Source organism: Plesiocystis pacifica SIR-1 (genome assembly GCF_000170895.1).
Classification (GTDB): domain Bacteria; phylum Myxococcota_A; class Polyangia; order Nannocystales; family Nannocystaceae; genus Plesiocystis; species Plesiocystis pacifica.
Genome location: NZ_ABCS01000045.1, coordinates 1 through 24,268, shown reverse-complemented (window position 1 = coordinate 24,268; position 24,268 = coordinate 1). Strand labels below are relative to the sequence as shown.

Annotated in this window: 17 protein-coding genes; 11 read left to right on the top strand and 6 right to left on the bottom strand. The window is 72.2% G+C overall.

Annotated features, from left to right (window positions below; all coding sequences use genetic code 11):
* Window positions 1-68 precede the first annotated feature (68 nt).
* A complete protein-coding gene (locus PPSIR1_RS21960; protein ID WP_006973354.1) occupies window positions 69-2,789 on the bottom strand; it encodes an ATP-dependent Clp protease ATP-binding subunit in 2,721 nt (906 codons plus the stop codon).
* Between the two features lie 264 nt (window positions 2,790-3,053).
* On the opposite strand from PPSIR1_RS21960, the gene PPSIR1_RS49505 reads away from it, so the two are divergent.
* The 5 genes from PPSIR1_RS49505 (at window position 3,054) to PPSIR1_RS21935 (ending at window position 7,063) form a co-directional block, all read left to right on the top strand.
* Window positions 3,054-3,743 carry a hypothetical protein gene (locus tag PPSIR1_RS49505; protein ID WP_006973353.1) on the top strand — a complete coding sequence of 230 codons (690 nt, stop codon included), beginning with the start codon at window positions 3,054-3,056 and terminating at the stop codon, window positions 3,741-3,743.
* 282 nt (window positions 3,744-4,025) lie between these two features.
* Window positions 4,026-5,294 (top strand): vWA domain-containing protein, encoded by a 1,269-nt coding sequence (locus tag PPSIR1_RS21950; RefSeq protein WP_157595824.1) that lies wholly within the window; start codon window positions 4,026-4,028, stop codon window positions 5,292-5,294.
* A 93-nt stretch (window positions 5,295-5,387) separates the two neighbouring features.
* Window positions 5,388-5,801 (top strand): hypothetical protein, encoded by a 414-nt coding sequence (locus tag PPSIR1_RS21945; RefSeq protein ID WP_157595823.1) that lies wholly within the window; start codon window positions 5,388-5,390, stop codon window positions 5,799-5,801.
* A complete protein-coding gene (locus PPSIR1_RS21940; protein ID WP_006973350.1) occupies window positions 5,798-6,253 on the top strand; it encodes a hypothetical protein in 456 nt (151 codons plus the stop codon). Before PPSIR1_RS21945 ends, PPSIR1_RS21940 begins: the two co-directional genes overlap by 4 nt.
* Window positions 6,254-6,295: 42 nt before the next feature.
* On the top strand, window positions 6,296-7,063 hold the full coding sequence (locus PPSIR1_RS21935) for a hypothetical protein (protein WP_006973349.1): 768 nt from the start codon (window positions 6,296-6,298) through the stop codon (window positions 7,061-7,063).
* Between the two features lie 44 nt (window positions 7,064-7,107).
* Here PPSIR1_RS21935 and PPSIR1_RS21930 read toward each other — a convergent pair whose 3' ends face one another.
* Together PPSIR1_RS21930 and PPSIR1_RS21925 are read right to left on the bottom strand one after the other, a co-directional pair.
* Window positions 7,108-7,467 (bottom strand): hypothetical protein, encoded by a 360-nt coding sequence (locus PPSIR1_RS21930; protein WP_006973348.1) that lies wholly within the window; start codon window positions 7,465-7,467, stop codon window positions 7,108-7,110.
* Between the two features lie 736 nt (window positions 7,468-8,203).
* On the bottom strand, window positions 8,204-9,373 hold the full coding sequence (locus tag PPSIR1_RS21925) for a vWA domain-containing protein (protein ID WP_006973347.1): 1,170 nt from the start codon (window positions 9,371-9,373) through the stop codon (window positions 8,204-8,206).
* 250 nt (window positions 9,374-9,623) lie between these two features.
* Between PPSIR1_RS21925 and PPSIR1_RS21920 the strand changes: the two genes are divergently transcribed.
* Entirely contained in the window at window positions 9,624-11,606 is a 1,983-nt protein-coding gene (locus PPSIR1_RS21920; protein ID WP_157595822.1) for a hypothetical protein, read from the top strand.
* Window positions 11,590-12,294 (top strand): lipase family protein, encoded by a 705-nt coding sequence (locus PPSIR1_RS21915; protein WP_006973345.1) that lies wholly within the window; start codon window positions 11,590-11,592, stop codon window positions 12,292-12,294. The genes PPSIR1_RS21920 and PPSIR1_RS21915 overlap by 17 nt, the downstream gene beginning before the upstream one ends.
* Here the strand turns inward: PPSIR1_RS21915 and PPSIR1_RS21910 are convergent.
* The 3 genes from PPSIR1_RS21910 to PPSIR1_RS21900 form a co-directional block, all read right to left on the bottom strand.
* A complete protein-coding gene (locus PPSIR1_RS21910) occupies window positions 12,291-13,421 on the bottom strand; it encodes an MYXO-CTERM sorting domain-containing protein (RefSeq protein WP_157595821.1) in 1,131 nt (376 codons plus the stop codon). The two genes, PPSIR1_RS21915 and PPSIR1_RS21910, sit on opposite strands and share 4 nt — an antisense overlap.
* A gap of 96 nt (window positions 13,422-13,517) precedes the next feature.
* Window positions 13,518-15,116 (bottom strand): vWA domain-containing protein, encoded by a 1,599-nt coding sequence (locus PPSIR1_RS21905; protein WP_006973343.1) that lies wholly within the window; start codon window positions 15,114-15,116, stop codon window positions 13,518-13,520.
* 35 nt (window positions 15,117-15,151) lie between these two features.
* On the bottom strand, window positions 15,152-16,267 hold the full coding sequence (locus PPSIR1_RS21900) for a serine/threonine-protein kinase (protein ID WP_045116517.1): 1,116 nt from the start codon (window positions 16,265-16,267) through the stop codon (window positions 15,152-15,154).
* A gap of 316 nt (window positions 16,268-16,583) precedes the next feature.
* On the opposite strand from PPSIR1_RS21900, the gene PPSIR1_RS21895 reads away from it, so the two are divergent.
* From PPSIR1_RS21895 to PPSIR1_RS21880, 4 genes are all read left to right on the top strand, one after another.
* Entirely contained in the window at window positions 16,584-19,715 is a 3,132-nt protein-coding gene (locus PPSIR1_RS21895) for a serine/threonine-protein kinase (protein WP_157595820.1), read from the top strand.
* 20 nt (window positions 19,716-19,735) lie between these two features.
* The gene (locus PPSIR1_RS50280; RefSeq protein WP_232296527.1) at window positions 19,736-21,097 is read left to right on the top strand and encodes a ferritin-like domain-containing protein; all 1,362 of its coding nucleotides are present in this window, start codon (window positions 19,736-19,738) and stop codon (window positions 21,095-21,097) included.
* Window positions 21,098-21,111: 14 nt separating this feature from the next.
* Window positions 21,112-23,574, top strand: coding sequence for a cyclic nucleotide-binding domain-containing protein (locus tag PPSIR1_RS21885; RefSeq protein WP_006973339.1), 2,463 nt, complete (start codon window positions 21,112-21,114; stop codon window positions 23,572-23,574).
* Window positions 23,571-24,268, top strand: a 698-nt coding sequence (locus tag PPSIR1_RS21880) for a cytochrome c3 family protein (protein ID WP_006973338.1), incomplete at its 3' end; no start/stop codon positions are given. The genes PPSIR1_RS21885 and PPSIR1_RS21880, both read left to right, overlap by 4 nt.

Below are 24,268 nucleotides of genomic sequence, written 5' to 3'. Positions count from 1 at the left end.
CGCGCCCGTTCGCGCAAACAGGGTAGCGCGACGACGGGCGCGGCGAAACAAAGCGGCTGTCGGGGTGTTCAGCTGACCGAGCGCAGCGCCTTGGCCGAGCGCAGGCCCACGCGCAGCTGCTCCGTGGCCTCGTCGTACTCGACGAGCACCGTGTCTCCGGCCACGGCCTCTCCCGCGAGCAGGGTCCGCGCGAGGGGGTCGAGGATCGAGCGGCGGATCAGCCGGGCCAGCGGGCGGGCGCCGAACTCGGCGTCGTAGCCACGCTCGGCCAGCCAGCGGCGGGCGCCCTCGTCGAGCTCGAGCTCGAGCTCGCGCTGGGCGAGGCGGGCCCGGAGACCGCGCAGCTGGACCTCGAGGATGGCCAGCATGTCCTCCGCGCGCAGGGCGTGGAACTGGAGCACGCCGTCGACGCGGTTGATGAACTCGGGGCGGAAGTGCTGGCGCAGCAGCGCCTCGCGCTGGCGCAGGAAGTCCGGCTCGCTCAGCTCGCCCGTGGCCACGGCGCCCGCGAGCTGGGAGCCGATGTTCGAGGTCATGATGATCAGCGTGTTGCGGAAGTCGACCGTGCGGCCCTGGCTGTCGGTCAGGCGCCCGTCGTCGAGGACCTGCAGCAGCAGGTTGAAGACCTCGGGGTGGGCCTTCTCGACCTCGTCGAGGAGCACGACGGAGTAGGGCTTGCGGCGCACGGCCTCGGTCAGCTGGCCGCCCTCGTCGTAGCCGACGTATCCGGGGGGCGCCCCGATCAGCCGGGACACGGAGAACTTCTCCATGTACTCGCTCATGTCGATGCGGACCACGCTGCGCTCGTCGTCGAACAGGAACTCGGCGAGGGCCTTGGCGAGCTCGGTCTTGCCCACGCCCGTGGGCCCGAGGAACAGGAAGGAGCCCATGGGGCGCTCGGGGTCGGCGAGGCCGGCCCGGGCCTGGCGGACGGCGGCGGACACCGCCTCGATGGCCTCGGCCTGGCCGATGACGCGCTCGTGGAGCTTGGCCTCCATGGTCAGCAGCTTGGCCTGCTCGCCCTGGAGCATCTTGGCCACGGGGACGCCCGTCCAGCGGCTGACGATCTGGGCGACGTCGTCGTCGGTGACCACCTCGCGCAGGAAGGAGCCCTCGCCCTGGGCGCGGTGCAGGGCCTCCCGGGCCTGCTGACGCTGGAGCTCGAGCTCACGCAGGGTCCCGTAGGTCAGCTCCGAGGCGCGCTCGAGGTCGCCGGCTTGCTGAGCCCGCGCGGCCTCGGCCTTGGTGTGCTCGAGGGCCTCGGACAGCCGCTTGATCTCGGCCAGGTGCTCGCGCTCGCTCTGCCAGCGCCCGCGCAGGCCCGCGGCCTGCTCGCGCAGCTCGGCCAGCTCGGCCTCGACGCTCGCCAGGCGCTCGCTCTGGCGCTCGCTCTTTTGCTGGGCGCCGGCGCTCTTGGTCGCGCGCTGCCCGAACACCGCGTTGCCCCCGCTGGCGTCGAGCTCCCGGCTCAGGGCCTGGCGCTCCATCTCGAGCCGGGTGATCGCCCGCTCGAGCTCGTCGATGGGCAGGGGCACGCTCTCGATCTCCATCTTCAGCCGCGCCGCGGCCTCGTCGATGAGGTCGATGGCCTTGTCGGGCAAGAAGCGGTTTTGGATGTAGCGGTGGCTCAGCTGCGTGGCCGCGACCAGGGCGGCGTCCTCGATGCGGATGCCGTGGTGGGCCTCGAAGCGGTCCCGGAGCCCGCGCAGGATCGACACGGTGTCGTCGATCGAGGGCTCGTCGATCATCACCGGCTGGAAGCGGCGCTCGAGGGCCTTGTCCTTCTCGATGAACTTGCGGAACTCGTCGAGGGTGGTCGCGCCGATGCAGCGCAGCTCGCCGCGGGCCAGCGCGGGCTTGAGCATGTTGGCCGCGTCCTGGGTGCCCTCGCTGCCGCCGGCGCCCACGAGGGTGTGGAGCTCGTCGATGAACAGCAAGATCTTGCCGTCGGCGCTGGCGATCTCGTCGAGCACGGCCTTGAGCCGCTCCTCGAACTCGCCGCGGTACTTGGCCCCGGCCACGAGCGCGGCCAGGTCGAGCTGGAGCAGGCGGCGGTCGCGGAGGGACTCGGGCACGTCGCCCGCGGCGATGCGCAGGCCGATGCCCTCGGCCAGGGCCGTCTTGCCCACGCCCGGATCGCCGATCAGCACGGGGTTGTTCTTGGTCCGCCGCGACAGCACCTGGATGGCCCGGCGAATCTCCGCGTCGCGGCCGATGACCGGGTCGAGCTTTTGCGAGCGGGCCAGCGCCGTCAGGTCGCGGGTGTACTTGTCGAGGGCCTCGTAGGTGCTCTCGGGGTCCTGGGTGGTGACCCGCTGGCTCCCGCGCATCTCGTCGAGGGCCGCGCGCAGCAGCTCCCGGGACGCGCCGAGCTCGACGAGCACCTTGGTCGCGAGGGCGAACTCCGAGCGCCCGCCGAAGCCCTTTTTGGGCTCGGGCAGCATCGCCAGCAGCAGGTGCTCGGTGCTCAAAAATTTGTCTTGCAGGGCCTCGGCCTCGCCCGCGGCGCGGTCGAGGGTCGCGGCGAGCTCCCGAGACGCGCCGAGCTGGCCCCCGGCGACTTGGGGGCGCTTGGCCAGGGCGTCGCGGATGGCTCGCTCGGCGGCGGCCCCGTGGACCCCGGCGCGCTCGAGCAGGGGCCGGGCCAGCCCGCCCTCTTGCTGGAGCAGGGCCTGGGTCAGGTGCAGGGTCGTGACCTCCGGGTGGCCGAGCTCGCGGGCCATCGCCTGGGCGTGGGCGAGGGCGTGGCGGGTCTTGACGGTGGACTGTTCGGCGTTGAATGCGGGCATGCGATCTCCTTGCGCTCGTCCGAGCGCGGGGCGCCTCGACGCCTCCTCGAGGGAGCTCGGGGCGTGGGTGCGGGGGCGCCGTACGGCTCCGTGAGGCTTGGAGCGGGTCGAAGCGCCGACTCGCCCAACCTGGGTCGCCTGCGCCGGGCCGCAACCCCTGCCAAGTCCGAGGGAGAGCAAAAGTGGGTGAGCTAGCGCGCCCCGACGCGGGGAGAGGCGCGGAGGATTTGCGCCGAGCCCTGGCACCATCCATGCTCGGCCTTCGTGGTGCTCGAGACCCTCCTCGCGGCTGTCCTGAGCGCCGGCTCAACCTCGCCCGAAGCCGAAGCGGCTCCAGAAGCCGAAGCGTCGCCCGAGCAAGCCGAGGCAGCGCCCGAAGTCGACGCGGCGCCCGAGGAGGCCGAAGCGGCGTCCGAGGTCGAGGTCGAGCCCGAGCCCAAGGTCGAGGTCGAGCCCGAGCCCGAGGTCGAGCCCGAGCCCGAGGTCGACCCTGGCCCGCCGACGCTGCCGCCCGGTCCGCCTGGGGGGTACTGGTCCATCGCCGAGAGCCACGAGCGCGCTGGCGAGCCCAAGGACGGCGAGGAAGCTCTGACCATCGGTTCCGTGCTTCTCCCCCTCGGGCTCATCCGCGGGGGCGCGGGGGCCATCAATGTCTGGATGGCGGGACGGCCGGACCTGTGTCCGGCGTCGGATGAAGCGGGTTGCAACTCTTTCGCGGCCTTCGGCTGGTCCGGCGTCGCCGAAGGCGGGCTGATGGTCGTCACGGGGATCGTCTACCTCGCGATTGGTGCCAGTCAGAAACAGGCACATCAGCGGTGGAAGTCGGGTTCGGCGCGGCGATTTGATGCGGATTGGCAACACGTTCGCGTCGACGTGGCGCCGTGGCTCGCCAAGCCCCTGCCAGGCCGCGGCGTCGCTGCGGGCGGAGGGCTGCGTTTCGACGTTCGATTTTGAACCGAGACTCGAATTCCCAACGTCACACATTCCAATTCAAACCCCGAGTGAATGACGTTTTGCTACCGCCCAAAGCAGGACAGGCGAGAGCCGATCGGGTATGGTTGGTTGTCGGCGGTCCCCCAAAAACCCTGCTGTGTCGCCGATTTTTACGTGACGCAAATTCGCTCGGAAATCTCCAGCTGACCGGTGTCTAACCCACCGGCGCCCCCCCGTGCTGAGCGACCACGCGCCTCGATTTCGACTCAAGGAGCCTTCAAGACAATGAACCGTAGCCTGCTCATGTGCCTCACCCTTCCCATCGCGGTCGCGCTCACGGCCTGCCCGAGCGACGACGGCTCTGGAAGCGGTGCCGACGAGAACGATAGCGACACTGGCATCGGAAGCCTGGGGACGGAGTCCTCCTCGGGGGACACCACGGCCGGCGACACCACGGCCGACGACACCACCACGCTCGACGAAGACACGACGGCCGACGGTACGGCCGAAGAAGAGTCGTCGACGACCAGCGACCCGAACTGCGGCGAGGTCTCGATCGTCCCGACCTACGTCCCGCCCCAGGTCATGCTCGTCGTCGACGCGTCGGGCTCCATGGTCAACAACTCCTGGGACCACGACCTCGACCCGAACACGCCCCAGGTGACGCGCTGGAACACCCTGCACGGCGTGGTCAGCACGGTCATGGATAACTTCGGCCCCGCGATGTACGCCGGCATCCAGCGCTTCCCCTCGGAGGAGGCCTGCCCCGACGCCACGCCGATGAGCTCCAACTGCTACAACTCCGGCTCCTGCATCGTCGGCACCCAGCCCGAGGTCGGCGTGTCCCTCGACAACGGCGCGTCCGTGATCGCGGCCATCCCCGGGCCCACGGCGGGCAACACCGAGATCGTCGGCGGTACGCCGGCGACCAAGGGCATGAACTCGGCGGTCAGCCACCTCGAGCAGCAGCCCGAGGCCTTCCCGCGCTACGTCCTGCTGATCACCGACGGCGCGGCGAACTGCGACCAGGCCCTGTCCTTCCCGGACTACATCGAGCAGTACGACGAGACCCTGCCGACCACGGTCCAGGCGGCCTTCGACGGCGGCATCACGACCTTCGTCGTCGGCATCGACATCGAGGACATGCTGCAGGGCGTGGGCACCGACGGCTCGCCCGAGGCCAACCCCTTCGAGCGCCTCAACGACGTGGCGATCGCTGGTGGCGCGCCCAAGAACGAGGGCATGGACCTCGAGAAGTTCTACAACACCACCAACCAGCAGGAGCTCCTGGACGCCATCCAGGCCATCCTCGGCGAGGTCACGGACTGCACCATCGACCTGACCATGACCGACGAGGGCCCGCCGGACGAGAGCCAGATCCCCTACGTCACCTTCACGGCCAACGAGGAGCTCGTGCCCTTCCTCGAGGACCCCGCCGACTGCGACACCATGGACGGCTGGACGTGGATCGAAGAGGGCCTGATCATGACCTTCTGCGGTCAGTACTGCGAGGACTTCAAGAACGGCATGGTCAGCTTCGACGGCGAGTACGGCTGCCCGCCCGCCGGCTGAGCGCCCAGTCAGCAGCTCTGGGCGAGCAGCCCAGGCCCGAGGGAGGGGACCGAGAGGTCCCCTCTTTTGTTTGGCATGTGCGATAGTTCGGCCATGGAAGAGACCAGATCGACGGCGATGGATCTCGACGAAGAGGCCGTGGGCCTCGTCGAGCGCCTCGGGAAGTGGCTCCGCGTCACCGGCAGCATCCAGCTCGCGCTCGGCAGCATCGGCTTGGTGCTGATGTTCCTGACCATGGGCTGCGGGATGTTGGCGGCGGGCCTCGAGGGGGCGGGCCTGGCCATGCTCATCACCTTGCTGCCCTTCGCCTTCGTCGCGGTCTACGTGCTCCAGGGTCTGCGCACGCAGACCGCGGGCGAGCAGTTCAAGAACCTCGCCCTCGAGCCCGACGTCGACTACCTCGAGCTGGCCTTCGCGCGCCTCAAGGTCGTGTTCCTCATCGACGTGATCCTCGGCGCCCTCTACTTCGGCCGCGTGGTCTTGCAGCTGTTTGGGGGAGAGCTGTGAACGAGCCCGAGCACAACCCCTACGCGGCGCCGACGAGCCACGACGCGACAAGCGGCGGCCCGGCGGTCAACTTTGCGCTCTCGGACGAGCAGCGCCAGCTCATCGCCAAGGCGGCCCTGTTTGCGATCATCGCGGGCGGCCTGAACATCTCGGCGACCCTGCTCTCGCTGCTCGGCGACGGCATCAACGCGTCGATCTTCACGGCGAGCAACCTGGTGATCGTCGGGCTCATGGGCCTGGTCCCCGCGTTCATGATCGTGGCGGGCGTCTCCCTGCGCCGCCTGGCCAAGGCCGACGACGATCGCCAGGGCCTGGTCTCGGGCCTCCGGGCGCTGCACGTCGCCTTCCTGATCAAGGGCACGGCGATGATCATCGTGGTGTCACTGGGGCTCCTGACCATCCTCGCGGTGTTCCTCGGCTTGGGTCGAGGCCTCGGCGACATGATGTTCTGAGCGCCCGGGAACAAGCGCCGCCCCCTGTGGTAGGAGGCGGGCGTGACCTCGGACAAGCGGGCCAGCCTCGAGCGCTACGACGCCGACCAGGTCGGGCTCATCCTCGAGCGCGCGGCGGAGCTTCAGGCCGCCAAGGGCTCGGCGATCTCCCGACGCATGTCCATCGACGAGGTCGAGGCCATCGCCAGCGAGGCGGGCATCGACGCCGCGCTCGTGCGCCAGGCCGCCGGGGAGCTCGCGCGGCCCAAGCCCGAGGCGCAGACCCACAACGCCTTCATCGGCGGCCCCTCGGCGCTGCGTTTCGAGCGGCGCCTCGAGGGCGAGGTGTCCGAGGCCTGCTTCGACGAGATCGCCCACGAGATTCACCTGACCCTGGATGAGCCGGGCACCGTGACGCGCTCGAGCCGGAGCCTGGCCTGGCGCACCAACGTCGCCTCGAACACGCCTGGGCGGCGCATCAGCGTGTCGGTGTCGACGGGTCGGGGCGAGACCTCGATCCGCGTGGACGAGCAGCTGCAGACCCTGATCGGCTCGATGTTTGGGGGCATCCTCGGGGGCGTGGGCGGAGGCGGCATGGGCCTCATCGTGCTCCCGGCGATGTGGAACCCGGCGCTGATCCCCGTGTTCATGGTGGGCTGGATGGGGGCGAGCTACGCCCTGGCTCGAGGGCTCTTCCGGCGCCAGTCCAGGCGCCGCGCCGAGGCCCTGCAGGCCGTGTTCGAGCGGATCGTGACGCTGTGCGAGGACGATCTCTACGCCAAGCGCCGCCTTTTGCCAGCGTCGGAGTCCGGTCCCGAGTCGGACTCCTGAGCGGCGAGGGGCGGCGCTGCGTCGGTCGTGTCAGCGGCGGAGAGTCAGCACAGCGGGGTGCGCTCGTCGGCCGCGCGCGAGCTGTCGTGGGAGCTGCTCACGCCTTCGTAGGCGCGCATGATGAAGGCCCGGAGCAGCTCGTAGGTCGGCCCGTAGATCTCCGGCTCGCGGCTGGCCGCGAACTCGAGGGCCATGCAGGCGTCGGCCAGCCGGGGCTCCTCGCAGCGCAACAGCAGCTGCACCTCCGCCGCCGCGCGTCGCGCATTGGCGTTCACCGTGCCCCCATCGCGCTCGCGCTCGTGGATCTTGAGCTCGATGTAGGGAAAGCTACCCTCCTCGAACACAGTCCACAGGGACTCGAAGAAGGCGTTGGCGTGGAGGCGAACCTGGTCGGTCAGAAGCATCGGCTGAACTCGGGACGGGAACCAATGGTGGTGTGTGGTTCCGTGCCGTGCTGATCACGACTCAGCCATTGATATTTCTCACTTAAAATGTGGCCGAGAGTGACATCGAGGGCGGAAAAGCGAAGAGACGGCCTGAGCCGCCTCTTCTGAGTGTGTCTCGAACGTGGTGGCAACATCCGAAGCAGGCGGCCGAAGCTGCCGCCCGCAGAATTAGTGGCCCATGATGCCCGTGATCGTCATCGTTTTTTTCGAACTTGCCGCCAACGCCGTTAGAGGGGGCCTTCCGAGCGCTCTCACCAGATCCTGAAAGTGGGAGGTCAGTCGCACGCGCGTTGCTCGCATGTGCGAAGACCTCCCACCTTGGAGCGACCATGCCCCCGCTCGCGGGGGCGACCGCATGCCCTCTCAGAGGCACGAACCCCATTGCCCCACGGCCATGGCGGAGGAGCGGGCAGCGACGAAGCGCCCCCTGTCCCGAGAGGCGACTGTGGGGGCAAAGCAGTAGTCAGAGGCTGTGAATGAATCCACAGCCCCTGACTATTTTAGCCGTCGTGGACGACGCCACGCCCTCCCTGCCCCACGTCCACGACTCAATGACTGTCCACGCCCCCGCTTGCGGGGGCGACCACGGGCCCTCTCACAGGCACGAACTCCATTGCCCACCAAGCCAAAGCGGAGGAGCGGACAGCGACGAAGCGCCCCCGGTCCCCAGCTCCCTGTGGGGGCAGAACAGAGCTCAGGGCTGGGGCGGGCAGGCGAACTCGGCCGTCACTTCACCCTCGGCGAGGAGCAGGTCGCACGAGGCGTTGCACAGCTCGATCTGGGTGAGATCTTCGCTCGTGTAGATCCACCCGTCGCCCTCGTCGCAGCTGTCGAGGCGGGGCAGGTACTCGCCGTCGATGGCGATGTAGAGCTCGTCTTCGCTCACCGGGGCCTTGCCCAGCTCGATGCCGCAGCTGACCGACGCGGCGATCTCGTCGAGGGCGGCCGTCAAGGCCTGGGCGTCGCCGGCGTCGTAGAAGCCGACCTCGCCGTCGCTGCGCGCGACCCCGCCGGCCTCGGCGACCTCGTGGAGCTTCTCGCGCGGGTTGGTGAAGGGGTGCTCGCTGCTCTCTTGGATGTCGATGCCGACGACGTAGGTGGGGATGCCGGCGCGATCCCAGGCGTCGGCGACGACGAGGGGCAGGTCCTCGTCGTACTGCGAGAACTTGGTGATGTCGTTGGCGCCGGCGGAGCAGTTGGCGGCGCCGTCGGTCACGAGGATCATCGCCGCCGGGCGGCCGTCCTCGAGGGCCTCGAGGTGGGCGAGGGCGGTGGCGATACCCGCGGCGGCCGGGGTCGCGCCGTGCAGGTCGGTGTCGTCTGCGGCGGGGATGGCCGCGAGCAGGGCCTCGGCGTTGCCGAGCCCGACGCCGACCTCGGGGACCTCGTTGACGGGGCAGGCCCCGTCGAAGCTCGACTCGGCGTCGACCGAGGGAAACAGGGTCAGGCCCAGGCTCATGCCGTCCTGGTACTGGTGGCCGACGGTGTCCACGGTGTCGTGGAGGCTGTGCCAGCGGGTCACGTCCTCGGTGTCGGGGTTGCCGTCGTCGTCCCAGGCGTTGACGACCATGCTCCGGGACTTGTCGAGGACGAGCACGACGTTGGGCGGGATGTTGTTGACGGTCGCGGTGGTGGTCTCGCAGGTCGGCATGCCCTGGTCGCCCTCTTCGCCGCCGCTCTCCTCTTCAGAGGTGCTGTCTTCGAAGCCCCCCTCGTCCTCTTCGCTGATGCCGGTCTCGTCGCTGATGCCGATGCCCTCCTCCTCCTCGCCGAAGTCCTCCCGCGGGTCCACGCAGGCGGACATCAAGGCGCCGCAGGCCGCGAGGGTGAGCAGGGAGGTCAGGGACAGTCCACGTCGCGTCATCACGCCCTCGTCATGAGCAAGGTCCAGGCCACATCTCTCGGCGTCGCTGATCGCCCCGCGATCGGGGCTCGGGCCGATGCAAAATGCGCCAAGATCGATGCAGCGACGCGTTCTCGCCCCTGCTCCAGATCGGTTTTGTCGGTTTGTCTCCACGGGCGGCGGCCGCGAACGGCAAGGGTCATCGCCAGGGCTCAGGCCAGCCATGGCTAGGACAGCGGTCGCGGCAAAAGGGGACAGCTATGCTCGGGGCGTGTCCTCCTCCTGGGTCAGGCGAGCGGTGTTCGGCGTTTCCATTGGGCTCGGCTTGGGCGCGTGCAAGGCGGGCGATCCGGGCGTCGAGCAGCCGAAGCAAGGCGCGGAGCTCGAGGCGACGGACGAGGCCAGCGCCGCGCGACCCTCCGAAGCGAGCGCGCCGCAGCCGAGCGAGCCGCCCGAGCCGGGCCCGCCGGCGGCGCTGCTGCTCGACGATCCCGAGCTCATGGCCACGCTCGAGGGCGCGGGCCTGAGCTTCGCGGCCTTGCTCCACGAGCACCCCGACGCCGTCGTGACCGCGGACTACGGCGCGGGCCCCCTCGAGGCCATCGCGCGCAGCGTCGACGCGACCATCGCGGCCAACAAAAAGGAAGACCCGGAGCGCACGGGCGTCGGCTTGCGCTACGTCCACCGCCAGTTCGATCCGGACTGGCTGCGCGCCGAGGACACGCGCTTCGAGCTCATCGCCGTGGTCAACCGCATGGATCGCCACGCCTTCGTGGCCGCGGACGCCCCCGATCGAGGGGAGCGCGGGGCGATGGGCGAGACCCGGCTGCTCTACCGCCTGGCCTACACCCGAGAGCAGCGCGGGGTCGACGTGGACTCGCGGCTGCCGATGACCGTCAACGTGGTCTACTGGCAGCCCGCGGCGGCGAGCCACGCCGAGGCCCTGGCTCGCTGGCAGCTCGATCCAACGCTCGAGGGCGCGGCGCTGGGTGAGGCCTTGCGGGCCGAGGGCGCGCCGCTGAGCGCCGACGCCCTGAGCCTCGCGCGCCTCGAGGCCGTGGAGATCAACGTCCAGACCGAGCGCTGGCCGGCGACGATTCGCCCGGACATGGCGGGCCACGCCGAGTACCTGCTGCAGGTCTTCCACCGCGACCCCGAGGCGCGGGCGGGCTGGCGAGCGGTGCCCCTCGAGAACGTCCCGGCGGTCGATCGGCTGCGCCGGCGCGACGGGGAGCGGGCCGAGCTGCTCGCCTGGCTGCTCGCGCCCGAGCAGCGCGAGGCCCTCGACGGCGGCACGCTGGTCATCCCGCCGCGCTTTTCGACCACCGCCTCGACCTCGGTGACGCCGCGGGGCCTGGCCCGCGTGGCCAACCGGCCCTTCTCGCAGCTGTTCTCCGAGTCCGACTTCGCCGACTACGACTTCGAGGGCATGGCCAAGGTGCGCACGGCCAAGGCGGCGCTGCGTCGCCTGGACGGGCTGAGCTGCCAGGGCTGCCACGAGAGCCGGAGCATCGCGGGCTTCCACCACCTCGGGGTCGAGCGCGATCGAGCCAAGCGGGTCGACGCCCTCGCCGTGGCCACCTCGCCGCACCTGCAGGGCGAGCTCGAGCGGCGCGCGGCGTGGACCGAGGCCGTGCTCGCGGGCGAAGCGGGCAGCGAGGTCCGGGAGCTGTCCGAGTACGAGCGCGGGCGCGGAGCCTGGGGCAGCCACTGCGGCCTGGGCGATCCGGGCTTCGCCGACTGGACCTGCGACGCGGGCCTGACCTGCCGGGACCTGGGCGACGGAGAGCTCGGCACCTGCCTCGAGGAGCGGCGCGGGACCGCGGGCGGCGTGTGCGAGATCGGGACCGTCCGCTCCAAGGCCGACCACACCCGCGATCGCGTGCGCCGGCTGCCCGCCGAGGACCAGCCCAGGTGCGTCAGCGGGCTGATCTGCAACGAGAACGCCGTGGGCTTCCCCGACGGCATGTGCACCGGGGGCTGCGCGGGCGCGGCCGAGGACGAGACCCGGGCGTGCGGGGTGATCCCCAACCTCATCGACTTCAACAACTGCCTGGCTGCCAAGCGCCCCTTTGCGACCTGCATCGTCGAGACGGTCAACCCGGCGGGCATGCGCGAGTGCTCGGCGGACGCGCCTTGCCGCGACGACTTCATCTGCGCCCGCTCCCCCGAGGACGAGCTCGGCGAGGACGCGGGCGCTTGCCTGCCGCCTTACTTCCTGTTTCAGTTGCGCGTCGATGGCCACCCCAAGTGAGCCCATCCCCCGGCCCAAGCCCTCGGCTCGCGCCGAACTGCGCGGGGTCGGGCGCGGGCTGATCACGCTGCCGACCCTGGCCCGGGGCTGGTCGGAGCTGCCCCGCGGGGAGGGCCGGCCGGTGCTGGTGCTGCCGGGCTTCATGACCAGCGACCGCAGCACCGTGGTCCTGCGCGCCTTCTTGTCGCGCCTGGGCTATCGGGCCTACGGCTGGGGCCTGGGCCGCAACCACGGTCAGGTCGGCGAGCTGCTCCCGCCCGTGCTCGCGCGCCTCGAGGCCCTCGCCGAGCGCCACGGTCAGCCCCTGGGTCTGGTCGGCTGGAGCCTCGGCGGGGTGATCGCCCGGGAGAGCGCCCGGGCCCAGCCGGGCCGAGTCGCGCGCGTGGTGACCATGGGGACGCCGGTGGTCGGCGGGCCCAAGTACACCGCCGCGGCCGCGCGCTACGAGCAGCGCGGGGCCGACCTCGACGCCCTCGAGCGCCACGTCGCCGAGCGCAACGCCGTGCCCATCCCCGTGCCGATCACCTGCATCTACAGCAAGCGCGACGCCGTGGTCTCGTGGCAGGCCTGCCTGGACCCCAACCCCGCGAACGCGGTCGACTACGTCGAGGTCGACCGCGAGCACGCGGAGCTGGGTTTTTCGGCCGAGGTGCTGCGGGTCGTCGCCCAGAGCTTGGCGCGATCTTAGCTCCGGCGCCGACGCAGGGTCGTGAGCCCCAGCAGGCCCAGGAGCGACCACAAGGCCGCGCGCCCCGGACCATCCTCGGCCTCGGTCGAGCAGTTGCAGCCGTCTTCGAGGAGCTCGCCCTGGCTCGGCCCGTCGCCGGTGTCCCCCTCGGTGTCGCCGACCTCGTCGCCGATCTCGTCGCTGTTGCCCTCGTCCGACTCGGACTCGCCCGCGGACTCCCCGGTGTCCTCGGGCTCCGGCGGCTCCCAGCGCGGGAAGGCCAGGTCGATGGTGTCGAAGCTGATCTCCTCGTCGACGACGGGCAGGTCGATGGGGATCTCGATGCCGCCGACGTCGTACTCCGTGAACAGGATCTCCATGACCAGGTTCGGGTAGATGATCAGGATCGGCATGGTCTGGAGCAGGCAGTGGGCCTGGGCGGGGAGCACCAGGTCCTCGTCGAGGCTGCCCTCGCCCGGATCGATCGGGAGGCTCTGACCCTCCTGGGTGAACTCGACGACCTCGCCGCCGGGGGTCGTGACCTCGATGCGGTTGCACTGCAGCTGGGCCTCGATCTCGACGAAGAGATCGATGTCGAGGTTGCCCTCGGCGACGACCACGTCGGGGATGATCGGGACCGAGACGAGGGTGAAGGCGCCGCTCTCATCGGAGATCATCGCCGGGCGGTCCGGGTTGCCCTCGAGCAGGTAGGGCGTGAACATCTCGATGGCCTCGACGCCCCAGTCGTAGGGCCCGAGGATGTCCGACTCCCACTGGGCGATGCCGACGTCGAACTTGACGCTGGCCTGGAGCTCGAGGCCGACGTCGTACTCGAAAAAGCCCGCCTCCTCGTCGCCCTCGAAGCGCAGGGACTCCGTGCGCCAGTCGTAGTGGGCCTGGCCCGGGAGCGAGATGGTGATGCTGTTGGCCGCGTCGGCGAAGAAGCGCATCTGGACCGGGGAGCCCCCGGGGATCCAGCCGGTGTCGACGGCGGCGTCGTCGAAGCCGAGCAAGAGCAGCTCGAGGGCCGGGAAGAACTCGGCGCTCTCCTCGGGGCCCTCGGCGTGGGCGGGCGCGACGACGGTCAGGGTCGAGGCCGCGAGTGCGAGGCAGGTGAGGGCGGCGCGGGTGCGCAAAAGACAAGCCATGGCCGGAGTCTACAAGAGCGACTCCTGCGTTTGGCCCGGTCTGGGCTCGGCCTCGGCGCGGTTTCGGCGCGTGCGCGACTTCGTTGGAGGGTCGAGCTACAGACTCAGCAGGTCGGCCTGTTCGGCGTTGCGCCGGACCTGCGCCTTGGCCGGGCGACTGGTCGCGGGGGCGGGCTCCGCCGCGGCATCTTCGAAGGCTCCCGACGCGCCCTCGAGCACGGAGGCCTGGTCGTTGAAGGCCTCGTCGAAGTCGCGGTTGAAGGGATCGATGAGCCCGCCGCTGGCCTTCTTCTTGCGGGTCTTGCGGTGGCGCTCGCGCACCGTGCCGAGGTGCTCCTCGACCAGGCGCTGGGCCTCGTCGGCGCGGCCGAGGGCGAACAGCGCGTTGGACTGCTGCAGGGTCTTGGCGGTCTCGCTCTTGGTCAGGCGCGCGAGCACGATGGCATCGAGGGGCGAGACCTCGGCCGGGGTCGCGGTCATGACCGTGGCGAGCTCGCCGAAGCACTCGCCGGGCTCGCGGGTGCTCAGGTCGTCATAGCTCAGCGAGACGTGGGCGAGGGGCCGGCTGCCCTCGGGGCTGGGCGGGACCTCCAGGCGCATCAGCAAGGTCTTGTCCTCGCCCGCGCTGAAGGTGCCCATGGGCACGATCACGCGGCGGTCGACCTGCTGGTAGCTGCGGTCGAAGACCTCGACCACGCGCACGCCCGGGGCGAGCTCGACGATCACCTGGCCGTCCTTGGCGATGGCCTGGATCAGGCTGTCGAGCTCCTGGTCGAAGATCGCGTCGAGGTTGGAGCCGGTCTCGGAGAAGTAGTGGCGGCCGTTGGCCTCGCGGGCGATGGCCGACATCAGGACCTCGTTGTAGTCGACGTCGACGCCGATCGAGGAGATGGACACGCCGCGGTTGCGGGCCTCTCGGGCCAGGCGGCGGATGCCCGGCTCGTCTCGCACGCCGCGGTTGGCCTCGCCGTCGCTCAGCAAGAGCATGCGGTCGATGCCCGGGCGCCGGCCCTGGAGGGTCTGGAGGCCGGCCTCGACCCCGCAGGAGACGCAGGTGTTGCCGCTGGGCCGCGAGGCCACGCCGACGCGCAGGTCCGAGATGACGCGGTCGCGGTTGCGCGCGTCGAGGGTGGTGACCGGGACGATGGTGTGGGCCTTGGTGTTGTAGCTGACCACCGAGACCGTGTCGCCGTCGCGCAGGCGGCTGATCATCCCGGCGGCCGCGTCGAGGGCGTTGCGCTCGCGCTGGCCCTTCATCGAGCCCGAGTGGTCGATGACGATGGCGAGGTTGAGGGGCTCGGCGCTGGTGCGGGCGACGGCGTCGCGGAAGTTGCCCCGGGCGTCGAGGGTGTTGGAGCCGGCGGCGCTCAGCTCGTTGCGCACGTCGACGTAGAGGAAGGTCTCGCCCCGGGCGTCGGCGAGCATGCGCCCGTGGCCGACGCGGCCCTCGACCATGAGGGTCTTGCCGGCGAGGAAGGTCGACTGGTCCAGGGGCGGCGCGTCGGCCTCGACCTTGGTGTCGCCGCCGTCGGCGGTCGGCCCTGGCTCTTCGGCGGCGACGGGATCGGTGTCGCTCGCGTCGGCGTCGCTGGCATCGGCGACGACCTCGTCCGCGGGCGCGGTGATCTGCCAGACCGCGGTGCTGGTCAGGGTCATGGACAGGGCGGCGAGGGCTCCGAGGGTGGTGATGCGCATGGTGTCCTTGGTGTCCTTGGTGGTCCTGGGTGCGGTCAGGCGGTGAGCAGCCGGACGAGGTAGGTGAGCAGGCCGGCGGCCACGGTCAGGCCGGCGAGGATCATCGCGGCCTTGGTGTTGGCGATCTCTTTGGGTCCGCGGGAGGACTCGACGAGGGCGACGGTGTCGAGGCGCCGGGCGGTGTCCTTGGCTTTGAGCTCGACCTTGGCGCTGGCGCTCGCGGCCGGGGCGGGCGTGGGCGTGGGCGTGGGCGTGGAGGTGACGCGAGCCTCGGTCGTGCTCGAGCGCTCGTTGTCCTTGGCGGGACCCGGCGCGGCGGGGCAGAACACCTCGAGGCGCTCGCGGACCTCCGCGGCGCTCGCGGGTCGAGCCTTGGGGTCCTTCTCCAGCAGCTGCTCGAGCAGGGCCTCGACGCCCCGGGGCAGGCCGCGACGGGCCGCGTCGGGCAGGGGCGGCGCCGGCTGGGTGCACAGCATGTCGAGGAGCTTGCGCGGCGACTCGGACTCGAAGGGCAGGCGCCCGGCCAGGGCCTCCCACATGATCAGCCCGAGGGCGTAGAGGTCCGAGGCCGTCGTCAGGGGCTGGGCGTCGATCTGCTCCGGGCTCATGTACTGGAGCGTCCCGACGCTGTGGGTGGTGTGCGGGCTGGCGGCGGCGAGGACCTTGGCGATGCCGAAGTCCATGACCTTGAGGCCGCCGTCGTCGAGCAGCATCACGTTCTCGGGCTTGAGGTCGCGGTGGATGATCGGCTCGTCGCCGGCGTGGGCCGCCTCGAGCCCCGCGGCGATGCGCGCGGCGATGCCCACGACGGTATCCCAGGGCAGCCCGGCGCTCCCCGCTTCGCTCATGCGCGCGCGCAGGGTCTGGCCTTCGAGGTACTCGAGGGCCATGACCAGCTCGCCGTCGACCTCGGTGCAGTGCAGGCAGCGGACGACGTGGGGGTCATCGAGGCGCGCGAGGATCCCCATCTCGTTGACAAAAGCGCGGCGCCCCGACTCGCTGCGGGCGAGCTCGGGGCGCAGGATCTTCAGGGCGACGCGGCGACGGGAGAGGCGCTCTTCGGCCTCGTAGACCTTGCCCATGCCGCCCTCGCCGATGAGCCGACGGATGAGGAAGTCGCCTACGCGACGGGCTTCGGATGACTCGGACATGCTGGCTGAACCCTCTTCACCCTCCCCTTCTTTGTACAACACCAGGGACGGGGTGGTGTCCTCGGCCTCGGCTCCAGCGCGCGAGTTCGCCCGGTCGGGGGAGGCGTCGGCGGCGGGGAGGGGCAGCAGGGGGGCGGCCATCGAGGGCCGCAACGGCCGGTCCGGGTGATCGACTTGCACCGCTGGCGATCAAATTATCCGAGTCGAAAGCCTTCGCCCCCAGCCGGCGTTTCCGGCCGGCGTGCACGAGGACAGGGACGGCGACGTGGCGAGCTCGGCCTTGCCGGGAGAGCGTGAGCTTGGGGACACTGAGGGCGTGGCCGTGGATGAGGCGGGTCTGAGCGTCGAGGCGCTCGAGGACGGGCGCGAGCGCTGGCGGCTCCCGGCGGTGGCCGACGAGGATGGTCGATCGGTCGAGCTCGAGCGCTGGCTGACCCTGGGCCGGGCGGGCGTCGGGGGGGTCGTCGAGCTGGGTAGCGACGCCGAGGGGCCGTGGCTGATCCGTGCCGGCTTCGAGGGAGCCCGCCTCGCCGATCGCCTGAGCACGCGGGAGCCCTGGCCCCACGAGCAGGCCGTGGGTGTGGTCCGGGGCATCGCCGCGCTGCTCGTCGCGGTCGAGGCGGTCGAGATCGTTCCGGGGCTCATCGAGCCGACGGCGATCGTGCTCGCCGAAGGGGACGGGCAGCTCTCCCCACGTTGGCCCGCGGACGCGGGGCTGCGCCAAAGCGCGCTCGGGCAAGGGTCGGCGGCGGTGCCGGTCGTGACCCACCTGCCCCGGCAGTGGCTGACGCCGAGCGTCGCGGCCGGGCGCGCCCCGACGGCGGCCGACAACCGCTGGCTGCTCGGCCTGATCCTCTACCGCATGCTCGCCGGGGAGAGCCCGCTGGCGGGGCTGGGCCTGCGCAGCGCCATCGATCGCCTCGAGAGCGGGGTGCCGCCGCTGCCCGAGTCCATCGCGCGCGGGCTCCCGCCAGGGTTGCACAGCGGCCTGCTGCGCCTGCTCGACGGCGATCCTCAGCGCCGCCCAGCCTCGGCTCAGGCCATCGTCGAGTGGCTCGACGGGCTCGGCGAGTCGAAGCGGGCGGAGCCCGAGCCCCCTCCGCTCGAGCCCGCTCCGGTCGCGGCGCCCGAGCCCCCCCCGCCCGCGCGCGCCCTGGCGACGGGAGCGAGCTCGCGTCGTCGCGCCCGTCGAGGGCGGCCGCTGCTCTTCGTCGCGGCGGCGATCGGCCTGGGTCTGATGGGCTCCGCGTGGATCGTGAGCCTGCTCGACGGCGCCACCGAAGACAGGGCGAGCGATGCGTCCCCGGAGCCGTCCGCGAGCAAGCCGACCATGCCCGCCCGCGCCCCCCTCGACGCGGCGCACACCAGCCCCGAAGACTGCGCCAGCTGCCACCCGCGCCAGAGCGCCGAGTGGAAGCGCTCGGTCATGGGCCACGCGTCGAAGAGCCCGCTCTTCCAGGCCCTCGAGATCCTCATCCAGGAGCAGGCCGGGCGCAGCGACGACTGCCCGGGCGGCGCGGGGATCTTGCGCGAGGCGGACCCGCGCACGGCCTGCCGCGACCCCAATACGAACCTGGCGATCACCGGGGCCGGCGGCGCGCTGTGGTGCGCCAACTGCCACACGCCGCGGGAGAACCTGCTCGCGGCCCTGCCCGCGTGGGACGGGCTCTCGTCGAGCTCGCCGACCCGCCGACCGCTGCGCGACCTCCAGCCCGAGTCGACCTCCGAGGGCATCGACTGCGGCTTTTGCCATCAGGTCCACGGCCCCGTGGCGGCCGGGCTCAACCCGACGCCGGGGACCTTGCCGGGGGTCTACGCCGGCAACCCGAGCTGGCTCGACACCGCGTCCGGGCGGGTGTTCTCCATGCGCCCCGAGGACGACCTGGGTCAGCCGGGCATCGCCAACAGCGGCTACTCCCTCGACCCCGACGGCTTCCTCGCGCCCACGGATCTCTCGGCCCTCGACGCCGAGCTCGTGCCCGGCGAGGTCCACCGCCGCACGCCGCCGCAGGCGAAGGCCTACCTCGAGTCGAGCGACTTTTGCGGGGCCTGCCACGACGTGCGCCTGTTCGGCAACGACGCCGTGGCCACGCCCGCGACGGGGCAGCACTTTCGGCGCCTGCGCAACGCCTACAGCGAGTGGCGGGACTGGGCGAGCCTCGAGCGCGCGGCGGGGCGCGAGCCGGCGGACTGCCAGGACTGCCACATGAGCACCTTCCCGGGGGTGTGCGTGCCGGGGGACCCCGCGGCTCCGGTGGCGGGCGAGGTCGACATCACGGCGCTGCGCCGGGCCTGCCCGCCGGGGACCCACTTCGAGTCGCGCTCGCCGGGGGAGTACGCCGACCTGGGGGTCGTGGCTGCGGCCGTCAGTGAGCCGGGGACGGAGCAGGCGGCAGGACTGAGCACGCACTACTTCTCCGGCGTCGACATCCCGCTGACCCCGGAGTTCGACGGGCGCTACATCGATCAGCCCGAGCTCGACGTGCTCGGCATTCCGCTGGGCGGAGACCAGCGCCGCGACCTCTTGCTCGGGCGCAGCTTCCACTTCGATCTCGGCCAGGCGCGGGTGCTGGGCCGCCGCCTCGAGCTCCCCGTGGACATCGAGAACACCGGCGCGGGCCACCAGATCCCCGCGGGCTTCTCCCAAGAGCGCGAGTTTTGGGTGCACCTGCGCATCACCGACGCGCGCGGGCGCCTGGTCTACGAGGTCGGGCGGGTCGGGGCCGGCGACGAGGACCTGCGCGACAAGATCTTCTTGGCGGTCAACGTCGACGATCGGCTCCGCGACGAGCAGGGCCGACCGCTGGGCATGTTCGGGGCTGACGTGGTCGACGGGCCGGACCACCCGCAGTGGCAGGCCCTCGACGGCAACCCCGACGATCCCTTCCGCCGACCGGCGCCCACGCGCTTTCGCGGGCGCGGCCTCATCAATCTGCAAAATGGTTTCCTGCGCTGCGTCTCGTGCATCGGGGTCATCGACGCCGAGGGCCGCTGCCAGGCCGTGGGCGCGGCCCAGGCCGCGACACGGGCCGCTCGCTACACCGACGCACCCTCAGACCCGGACACCGGCGCGTGCCTGTCCAACCTCGCCGGCGAGGAGGCGCTGTTCGAGACCTACTTCCCCGTGGGCTCCCTCGACGCCCGGCGCGGCGTGGTCGAGGGCCCCGACGCGATCATCGACGTGCGCTCGGCCCCGCCGGGCGTGCCCCTGCGCTGGACCTACGAGCTCGAGCTCGGGGCGGGCATCGAGGGGCCGCTGACGGTCGAGGCGAGCCTGCTGTTCCGCGCCTTCCCGCCCTTTTTGGTCCGCACCTTCGCCGACTACGAGGCCCTCCAGGCCGCCCGCGGCCTGCGTCCCTCGGGGCCCCTGGTCACCCACGACATGCTCGATCGCCTCGAGATCGTCGAGATCGCCACGGTCACGCGCACGGTGGCGCTGACCGACTAGCGGGTGGGATGATGGCCCGGATGAACACCGAGACCTTCGAGCGTGCGCTGGCTGCTGCGGCGCGGTTGACCTGCTGCGCGGCGCTGCTGGGCGCGGGCGGGAGCTGCCGCGGCGGGCACAGCGACGCGCCAGACGACGTCAGCGAGCACTCCGTCAAGCCGCCGCCCGCCGTCGTCGTCGAGTCGAGCGCCGCGGATCCGAACAACGCCGAACAGCTCGCCGCCTACCGGACCTCGCGCCTCGACGCCTGCGCGGCCATGATCGACCAGGAGTTCGCGCCCTCGGACATGAAGCGGGGCGAGAACCCGGAGCTTGCCGACTGCTGCGCGCTCGTCGGGGAGGCGCAGCAGGTTTACTGGGAAGATCGGCGCAAGCGCGAGGAGGGCATCAAGGGGGGGCTCGACGAGCCCGTGCCCGGGTACGCCGAGGGCTGGATGATGCGGGGCTACCACTGCTGCCAGATCAACGCCTGGGACGGGCCCGAGTGCACGCCCTGGGGGCCCCCGACGCCGCCGAGCCTCGAGCGCGGGCACGAGCAGCGCTCGCCTCGGGCCTCTGTCCTCGATCTGCGCGTCGCCGCCAGCGAGCAGGCCCGGCTCCGCTTTGGCCCCGCAGGGCTGCGCGCGAGCCCGGCTTTGGCCCGCCGCGCGCGGGCGACCTGGCTGGGGCGGATGATCAACGAGCACGGCTCGGCCGAGGTGTTCGAGGGTCTCGCCGCGCAGTTCGACGCCCTCGAGCGCAGCGAGGGCTTTCGCCTCGACGCGCGGGCGCGCGGGCGACTGCAGGGCTTCGCGGCCGAGGAGCGCCGCCACGGCGCGCTGTGTGGGGCGGTCGTCGAGGGTCTCGGTGGACGAGCCCGCGCCCCCGCCAAGGCGGACGAGTCCTTCCCCGCGCACCCCGACGCGCGCACGCCCATCGAGGCCGCGCTGCGCAACGTGCTGAGCATCGCCTGCGTCGCCGAGACCGTGGCCGTGGCGCTCATCGGCGCCGAGCGGCTGACCATGCCGGAGGGCCCCCTGCGCGGGTTGTTGACCGAGATCTACGCCGACGAGTGCGGCCACGCGAACTGGGGCTGGCGCGTGCTCCCGGACCTGCTCGCGCGGGGCTCGGCCGAGGACCCGCAGCTGCGCGCGCGCTTGGGCGTCTACCTGCGCCGGGCCTTCGCGGAGCTCGAGCACCACGAGCTGGCCCACCTGCCCGTGCGCGCGACGAGCTGCGCCGGCGTCGGCGAGCCCTCGACCGGCGAGGCCGCCCTCGGGCTGTGCGAAGGCAGCGAGGCCCGGCGATTGTTCTACGCGACCGTCGAGCGCGTCATCCTCCCCGCCCTCGAGCACCACGGCCTGCCCGCGCGAGCTGCCTGGCGCGAGCGCGCGTTGGCCTGATCCGAGCCCGCCCCATGTCCGCGACCTGGCCCGACTCCCTGTTCGCCGCGCCCTTGCTGCGCGGCCTCGACGAGGGCGGTCGCAGGGCCATCGAGGGGGGCGGGCAGCTGCGCAGCTTCGGAGCGGGGGAGGCCGTGTTCACGGCCGGGACCGTCAGCGACGATCTGTTCGTGGTCGTCCGCGGGGAGGTCGAGCTGCTCGCCCGGCCGCGCGCGTTGAGCTCGGAGGTCGAGCTCGAGGCGCGGCTGGTCCGGGTCGCGCGGGCCGGGGAGACCTTCGGCGAGGAGGCGGCCCTGGCCGCGGACGGCCTGCGCAGCCTCGACGCCCGGGCCAAGACGGCCGCCGAGGTGGCCGTGATCCCGGCGGTCTTGTTTCGCCGCGCCCTCGGCCGCAGCGGCCGGGACCTCCAGGAGGCCTCGCCCGAGCAGCGCCTGCTCCGGCGTCAGGCCACGGCCAACCTGCTCGCCCAGGTCCCGCTGACCGCCGAGCTCCCCGAGCTCGAGCGCGAGCGCTTGCTCGACGCGGCGGTGCCCGAGTTTCGCGCCCGCGGCGAGACGATCTTTGAGCGCGGCGATCCGCCCGACGGCCTGTGGCTCATCGCCGACGGCCTGGTCCAGCTGCAGAGCCCGGGCATCGACGGGGAGCCGCGGGTGCGGGCCTACCTGCGCGCGGGCGACGTGTTCGGCGACGCGGAGCTCCTCGAAGGTCGCGCGCGCGCGCTGACGGCCGTGGCCATGGGCCACTCCCAGCTCTCGCGCATCGAGGTCGGGGCCTACCGCGAGCTCGTCGATCGCCACCCGGCGCTGCTCGAGGCCGCCCGCCGGCTGAACGAGCGCCGCGACGCCCACGAGGCCGCGGCGCTGGCCCAGGCCCCGAGCACGACCCGGCACGCCTTCCAGGACCTCTACCGCATGCAGATGGCGCGCTCGCTGCTGACCATCGACCAGGACGCCTGCGTGCGCTGTGGTCACTGCGCGTGGAGCTGCGCCGAGGTCCACGGGGTCGCGCGCCTGGTCCGGCGCGGGGACAAGGTCGTCACGCGCTTGAAGGTCGTCGATCAGCCCGACGGCGCGGCCCAGCCGGCGGCGCGGGAGCTGCTCCTGCCCAACTCCTGCCAGCACTGCAAGAACCCCAGCTGCATGCTCGACTGCCCGACGGGGGCGGTGGGCCGCGACCCCGAGGGCGAGGTGTTCATCCGCGAGGAGCTGTGCACGGGCTGCGGGGCGTGTGCCAAGGCCTGCCCGTGGGAGAACATCCGCATGGCGCCGCGAGGGCCCTCGTCGGCGCAGCAGCGCTGGGGCGAGCCGCTGCGGGAAGCCGCCGAGCGCAAGGGCATGGACCTGCTGGCCATGTTCCCGGAGGTGGCGACCAAGTGCGACTCGTGCCGGGCCTACGAGGCGCCGGCGTGCGTGCAGAGCTGCCCGACCGAGGCGATCGTGCGCCTCGAGCCCGAGCGAGACTTTGGCGAGGTCGCGGCCTTTCTGGGTGTGGACGCGCCCGATGACTCCGAGGAGGGCCGCGGCGCGCTCGGGGCCCAGCTCTCGGCGCTCGCGTGGCCCCTGGCGCTCACGGGCCTGGGCGCGGCCTCGCTGATCGTCTGCCGCCTCGCCGTCGCGCTGCACCAGGGCGGCGGGTGGTCGCCGGGGCGCTCGTGGGGATTGGCGGGGGGCCTGGCGGCGGCGGCGGTGATGGGCCTGTTGGCTGCCTACGCCCTGCCCAAGCGCGGCGTCCGACGGTGGATGCGGCCGCGGGTCAAGGGCGCGCGCGCAGACGAGGCGCCGGACCGCGGGCGGGCGCGCTCTCGGGTGCGCCCCCACTTCCGCGCGCACCTGCTCCTCGGCCTCGCCCTGCCGGCGCTGATCCTCGCGCACACGGGCTGGAGCCTGCCCGCCAACGCCTCGGGCCTGCTCGCGCTGCTGGCCTGGATCACCCTCGCGCTCGGGGCCTTTGGCGGCCTGAGCTACGCCTGGATCCCGCCGGCCTTGACTCGCCTCGAGCGTCGCGGCGCCTTGCCGGAGGATCTGGCGACGGAGCGCGAGCGCCTCGAAGATCGACTCCAGCGGGCGCTGTCGGGCAAGTCGGCCGTGCTCAAGGGGCTGGCGCGCGATCACCTGCTGCCCTGGGCGCGGACCCTGGGCGGAGGCGCGGCGATGGTCCTGCGCGGGCAGAGCGTGAGCGAGGCCCGGGCGATGCTGCGCGAGCGGGTCGAGGGCTGGCTGCCGGAGCCGCTGCGCCGCGACGGCCCGCGGCCCCAGGCCCGGGCGGAGGCCCTCGCCGGTCTCGACGCGCTCTTGGACGTGTGCATCGAGCTGCGGGCCCTGACGGCGCGGCGCGTGCTGACGACGATGCTGCGCGGGTGGCTGGGGCCGCACATCTTGCTCACCGGGGCGCTCGGCGTGGCCTTGGTGGTGCACGTCGCGGTCATGGCCGGACCCGCCCTGGCCGGTCTGCTGCCCTGGTTTGGGGGCGCGCCGTGAACGTCGAGCTCGAGCGCCGCCGGAGCGCGCCGGCCCACGAGCGGACCAGCGACGTCACGCGCACCCGGGGTTGGCTCGCGGGGGTGCTCGGCGGGGCGGCGGCCCTGGCTGCGGTGCTCGCCGTGGAGCTGAGCGTGGGCGGGGCGGCGAGCCTCGGGCCTTCGCGGGCCCTCTCGCCGCCGCACACCGAGGCCGGCCTGAGCTGCGAGAGCTGCCACCGCAGCCCGGAGGAGTCGGGCGCGGAGCAGGGCGAGGCGGCGGCCATCGCCGAGGCCTGCGTGGGTTGCCACGGCCCGCACCCCTCGACGCGCCCGGGCCACCGGCGCATGGCCGCCGAGGGTCGCCTGGGCTGCCCGACCTGCCACGCGATCCACGACGGCCACGGCGGCGTGACCCTGACGACTGGAGCAGCGACGACGCGCTGGCGCGACGGCGCGAGCTGGGCCCTGCCCGCGAGCGCGGGGGTGCCGGAGTGGACGGGCGCGCGGCAGCACGTCGCCCTCGTCGAGGTCTCGGCCTGCGCGCGCTGCCACGAGCCGACGCGCAGCGACGACCCCATGGCCTACTGCATCGGCGCTCGACGGCCGGGGGAAGGGCCCCTCGATCCGCGCACGCCCGCGCTGTGCTTCGACGAGCACCAGCCGCTCCTCGACGCGGCCGGGACCGAGCGCGCGGCCGCCTGGGAGCTGGCCCG